Annotated in this window: 3 protein-coding genes and 1 pseudogene; all 4 read right to left on the bottom strand. The window is 32.2% G+C overall.

Annotation, left to right across the window (positions count from 1 at the left end; genetic code table 11):
- Positions 1-1973 (bottom strand): annotated as a pseudogene (locus RMN92_RS10150) (IgGFc-binding protein); the annotation flags it as partial.
- Between the two features lie 33 nt (positions 1974-2006).
- A complete protein-coding gene (locus RMN92_RS10145; RefSeq protein ID WP_309609335.1) occupies positions 2007-4295 on the bottom strand; it encodes a choice-of-anchor L domain-containing protein in 2289 nt (762 codons plus the stop codon).
- A gap of 14 nt (positions 4296-4309) precedes the next feature.
- On the bottom strand, positions 4310-5146 hold the full coding sequence (locus tag RMN92_RS10140) for an ABC transporter permease (RefSeq protein WP_309609334.1): 837 nt from the start codon (positions 5144-5146) through the stop codon (positions 4310-4312).
- Positions 5147-5228: 82 nt separating this feature from the next.
- Positions 5229-6128: an ABC transporter ATP-binding protein gene (locus tag RMN92_RS10135; protein ID WP_309609333.1), complete on the bottom strand. Its 900-nt coding sequence runs from the start codon at positions 6126-6128 to the stop codon at positions 5229-5231.
- Between the last annotated feature and the right edge of the window lie 225 nt (positions 6129-6353).

Raw genomic sequence — 6353 nt, 5'->3', positions numbered from 1 at the left:
GAATTGATTAAATCTGTAGCATTTGCTGTTGTAACATATTCTAAACTGATGTTGGTTGGCGAAGAAAAAGCGATATTGTAAACTACATTTTTATTTTTTCCAATAGGAACTTCGGTTACAAAACTACCATCTGTATTTCCTAAAAACGGATTTGCAGCACTTGGCAATGAACTGGTTACAGAAGTTGAATAATTGGTTGTTGTTTTTGGAATGCTTCCATTTGTTGTAGCCGTATTTATGATTTGATTCCCGAATGATTCAGTACAATTGGTAATTCCATCGTTGTCAAAATCGATATCGATATTATCATTTGCCAAATCGTTGTCTAAATTGGTTGGGCAAGAACTTACAGGAACTCGAACAGATTCCAAAGGAATGCCAGTTGGACATGCAGAAATTTTGGCTCTGACATGATAAAATCCAGGTTGTGTTGGCGTGTATCCATTTAACGAGGCACCAGGAATAAGTACTTCGTTAAAAAACCACTCAAAACTATCGAAAGATGTTAAAGTACTTATGGCTAGTTTTACATTCGGAATACAATTTTCAACTAAAAGGTTTGCTTTGTTAAAACCCAATTCAGGTTTTAAAGTAAATCCTGAATAAAATCCGCCGTAAGTTGCCGCGCCACTAGAACCATAATAGGATAAATACACAGATTCGGAGGAAATGACTGATATATTTCCTGTTAAGTTACCAAAAGTGTAGGTTTCGTAATCTACATTTCCTATAACAGAATTTGGACCGTTTCTAGAAATATAAGTTGGCAAATTTGCCGATGTGTAAGAAACGCCATTGATTATAAAATTTAAAGTTGCTCCAGTTTTGGTAACAATACAAACAGTTCCAATAAAATTTCCGTTGCTTCCTACTTCGTTAATTAACGGAATATTATTAATTATTTTTGGTGTTTCGCAACTTAATGGTGGTACGAAATGCATATTCTGATTTCTTTCAAAATTGGTTCCACCAATGCCTTGATATGCAAACACATTTTTAGAGGTTTTTACATATAAATTGCGTTGGGTTGAAAATTGAGAACCATTTAAAGCAATATATTGACCAGCATTTAAAGTGGTGTATGGAGTTGAATTATTATTCAAAAATATTTCGGTATTGTCTTCATGGGCTATAATGATTGGTTTTTCCATAGCGTTGGTGCCATTTCCACGAATAAAAATATACTCTTTACCAGTTCTTTCAGAAGATACTATTTGGTCAAATCCCAAATCTGAACTTAAATTATCACTTCCATTTGTACCTCCAAATGAACCACAATTAACAACTATTGGTTTGTCGGATTTTATTAAACCACCAATTAAACCGTCTTTATTGGCATTGTTTGGACCTTGAACAGCAATAACATAGCTTTCGCCAGTATCCAGAATAATGCTTGCAGGATTATTTCCAACGGCGGCATTGTTAATTAAAGAAATTCCAGGTTGTAAATTGCTAAATGATACCAAAGTATTATTTTCAGTAGCCAAAATTGATGCAAAAGTATAGTGCCTTTCGTCTGTAGTTCCAATTCCAGTATTTGTAAAAGCGCCAATGCGAAACTCTTTTCCTAAAGCTGCCAAACCTTTTGAAACGATACCACCAGCATGATTATTGTTGGCCGCTGTCAATCTAATAGATACATAGACTAAATCTTGTGCTTCTATAATATAACCTTTATTGTTTACAACACGGTTTACATCAGCTCCATTTATTAAAAGTTGCGTATTGCTTCCAGAACCGATAAAAATTTCTTGTGGATTGTCTCTTGAAACGGTTCCAGTAGTAAATGAACCTCCAATGGAGATAATTTTGTAATTAATTGGCGTCAGACTTGGGCATGAAATGTAGATATATTGTTCAAGCGCTTCATACGTTAACGTATTTGATACAGGCGGAATATAATGTGTTTTGCTAAATTGAGAAAAACAATTTATACTTGTAATAAACAGAAACAACAATAGCTTTGATCTCATTTGAAAGTTTTAATAGCTTTCAAATTTAATTAATTATCTCTTAAGGCTGAAGTGACTTTTAATAGTTTTATTGTTAAAAAGTGTTAAAGTAAACCAATAATCGCCTGAAGGAAGGTTTTCTCCATTGAAAGTTCCATTCCAACCCAATGAATTTGAATTGAGTTGTTTGAGTAGCTTTCCAAATCTGTCATAAATATAAATGATAGTATTTGGTTTTGTTTGACTGTTTTCAATACTCCAAGTATCATTAAAACCATCGCCATTTGGTGTAAAAAATTTCGGAAAATCCAATATATAAATGGTTTTTGATGCTATGGGCAAACATCCATTTTTGTCTTTTACATAAATGGTATATTCTCCAGCTAACACATTATTAAACAAAGGATTTTCTTGATAGTTTATTCCATCTATAGAAAATAAATAATCGCCACCATTGTCAGTAAAAGTTATGGTTATGGAATTATTTGGGCTTGAAAAATCTTCAGTCATAGCATCAATATTTGTAGCTGCGGCTGATGATTTTACAATAAATTTCTTTCTGGCTTTGCATATATTTGCATCGGTAACTTCAACGATATATTCTCCCGCTGAGGTAACTTCAATTTCATTATCAAAGTCATTATTCCCAATCCAATTGTATGAAGCGAAATTGTTGGCTACAGATAAATAGATTGAATTGCCATCGCATAAAGTTTTTAATTCGTCTTGAAAATTAGGAGGATTAAACGTATTTACCACCAAATTTATAGGTGAAATTCCATAGCAATCTGAGCCGTTTATTGCTCTTGCGTAAATAGTTTGAGTATTTGGAATTGCATTTCTGTACGGACTTGTCAAAGGATTTGTTTGTTTTACAGCATCGTTCAAGTTGAGGTAATATTCGATAATAAGCGTGTTTGGAACTCCAATCAATTGCGTTGGTAAAATAAAATTTGCTTTACCATCGAAAGTGCCATCTTCATCACAAATTTCGATATCGTTTTGAGGTGGAATACTATTATTTGATATTTGTAAAGTTACAATTGCATTACTCGAGCAACCCGCAGTATTAGAGACTTTTGCATAAATAGTTTGAGAATTTGGAGAAGTATTTTGGTATGTAGATGGATTTGCAATGGCAATTCCGCCCAATGATTCATAGTAATTTACATTTCCAAGTGTGAGATCATTATTTCTGATGGCATTGTCCAATTTTGTTAAATTAAAAATTGAAAATCCATCAATATTATCATCGCATTGAATTAAAGTTTGGTTTGATAAAAGGGGCAATGGATTGAATTTAATTTTTATTTCACCATCGGAAGTACAAGTTGTGGAGCCAAGTGTAACTTGAACGGTATAAATAATTTCATTCAAATTTGTATTGTCAGTAATAGTATAGGTAGGATTAGTTTCACCTATAATTTCAATCCCATTTTTAAACCATTTATACGAATTTGTACCTGATTGATTTGCCGTTAATGTAATATTTTCACCAGAGCAAAAAGGTGCATTTTTTGAGGTTGTAATGTCGGTTGCGCTTTTGAAACTACCGCCTTTTAAGAAAATAGCAGAATCATATAAATTGTTCCCTTGGTCTGCAATGACTAATTTTATGTGGTATAATGTTCCGGGAATTACCGTTGCTTCTGCTTTTAAAACTTTGGTTTGTCCGTTGAAATTTGTTGGATGATTTGTACCATTAAAAGCATCGAAAAATTGTTCATTTATGGCAGGACAAATCGTTCCAGAGCCACGAACGGTATTTACTTTTACAGGTGTTGTAGTTCCCGGAATTACAGCTATATTTTGATAGGTACTACCACCAAAAACGGGTTTCAATAGAAATGCAAAACCATCAGTAAAATTACATTGGTTTGCAGAAGGATTGGACAAATATTGTTCTGATGAAAATATATAATCGAAACTAAATTTATTGGTCAATGGTGTAAAATCAAATTCTAAAATAGTTGCGTTTATAGAATTGGATATATTTAAAGCTTGCTCTAAATCTGAATCACCAGTCCATGAAGTACTACCTTCACTAAGCAATGATGCATTTGGACCCACTGCCGATACTGCTTTTCCTGTACTTAAAATGACTCCATTTTGAAAAGGGAAAGTACTTCCACCATCGGTAAAATAACCATAGCTATCTTGAACTCCAAAATTTCCACCAGTAACAGAAAAATTGGAAACTGTGGCACAACTACTGTTGACCAATTTATTTTGAACTAAATCTTGTGCAGTAAAATTATCTGTAACCGATATACTTTGGGAAAGCAAACAAGTATTTGCTAGAAAAAAAATGCTTAAAATATAAAATTGTAATCTTGTTTTCATAGACTACAAATATACTATAAATCTCGTTTTTTTATAATTTTATAAGATAAGAACATAAAAATCGCAGTCCAAACCAAAACTATAATCACGTTTGAAAAGTGCACGCTGTAATCTTTAATATTTTCTACGCCAATTTGTGTTCCGATATTTTTAACAATCGAAAGTCTTGAAAATGGCTCAACTATTAAACCTGACATGGCTTCCAAAGGTAAAAATTGTGTTATTTTGGTAGCAATATCGCTATCAGGGAATATTTTAAAATGTAATAAGCCAGAAATGATACCTTCGACAATATTCCAAACAAATAAAAATCCAATTGCAAATGCTGATCGTTTGACGAATATTCCTAAAAATAGACAGAAGGAGAAAAAGCCAACAAGTTTTACAAAAAAGGCTATTAAATATTCTAAATCTGAAAAAACAACATCGAATTCATTATAAGATGAGAAACTATATCCTAAAATCAAACTCATTACAAAAACAAAAACGGTTGAACAAAATGCAAATAAAACAACGGTCAAAAATTTAGACAATATAAATTCTTGCTTGCTCATTCCATCGATTAAATTCTGTTTCAATGTGCCATAACTGTATTCGTTAGCCATCATAGATACTATTACAATGGCTAGAAAAAACTTTAAAATAGCCGCTATATAAGTATTAAAATGCCAAATAAACGGAAAATTGAAGATTCCCATTTCGGCTAAATCCAATTTAAAAACTCCCAAATCAAATTTGATTGAAGCAATTAATGCTATAAAAGAAAGCAAAACAAAATAGGTAATGGTTAGAACCCGACTTGCTTTGTTTTTCCAGATTTTTTGTAATTCTATAGAGAGTAATCTTTTCATTTTTGATTTGGAATTTTTAATTGATATTGATTATAGAAATTTGAAATTGCTACTTGACATTGACGTTTGAAATTGCAACTAACTATTTATTATTGGTTAATTCCAAAAACTGCTCTTCCAAACTATTTTTACGTTTCACCAAATGTTGCAAACTGATGTTATTTTCAAATAAATAACGATTCAAATCTTGGGATTCAAGCGAATCTTTGAGGTATACTAAAACTTTTGAATCTTCTTCAACTACTTTATCAACGGCATTGTGATTTTTCAAAACCGCAATTAATTTTTGATGGTTGTCACTTTTCAATTCAAAAAAACCTTCGTTGCTGGACATTCCATCAACAGAACCCGAATATAACATTTCGCCTTTGCGCAAAACCAAAACGTGGGTACATACTTTTTCGACTTCATCCAATAAATGGGAAGCCAACAAAATAGTAGTTCCTTGCGATGCAATTAATCTTATAATATCACGTATTTGATGAATTCCTTGTGGATCGAGTCCGTTTGTTGGCTCGTCAAGAATCAAAATTTCTGGATCGTTCAATAGGGCAGAGGCAATGGCCAATCGTTGTTTCATTCCCAACGAAAAAGTACTGAATTTACTATCGCTACGTTCCAACAAACCAACCAGTTCTAGTTTTTCTTGTACTTTTGCGTAGTTAATGTCTTTTATTTTACAAACCAGTTCAAGATTTTCTTTGGCTGTCATGTACGGATAAAAATTTGGTCGCTCAATAATAGCACCTACTTTTTTTAAGGCTTCGTGCGTTTTTACATTTCCACCAAACCAACTATATTCTCCCGATGTTTTATTAACTACATTTAAAACTATGCCTAAAGTTGTTGATTTTCCTGAACCATTTGGACCCAGAATTCCGTAAACATTGCCTTTTTGAATATCTAAAGATAAATTTTTTACTGCATGAACATATTTATTGTATACTTTGTTAAGATTGGTAATGGTGAGTATAGTTTCCAAGATATTTTTGGTTTAGATTTTAAGTATGACGATTGGAAACTAATTTTGTTACAAACTTATTGCCAATCTAGAAATTTGGTTTGTTGCAATTGAATCAATTTTGGTGGTTTTTCATTTAACTGTCCTCCGTTTAATATTACATTGTATTTTTCGAGGTATGATTCTGCCATTTTTTTTGAATTAAAAAATTCCAATGCATAATCATGACATTTTTGTCGAGAAAAA

This window comes from Flavobacterium sp., from assembly GCF_031363805.1.
GTDB lineage: Bacteria > Bacteroidota > Bacteroidia > Flavobacteriales > Flavobacteriaceae > Flavobacterium.
The sequence above is the reverse complement of the archived record's forward strand: the minus strand, read 5'-3'. Positions and strand labels throughout refer to the sequence as shown.

Excerpts from the sequence above, each read along its gene's own strand:
- RMN92_RS10145 (WP_309609335.1), bottom strand. The coding sequence starts at position 4,295 with ATGAAAACAAGATTACAATTTTATATTTTAAGCATTTTTTTTCTAGCA.
- RMN92_RS10140 (WP_309609334.1), bottom strand. The coding sequence starts at position 5,146 with ATGAAAAGATTACTCTCTATAGAATTACAAAAAATCTGGAAAAACAAA.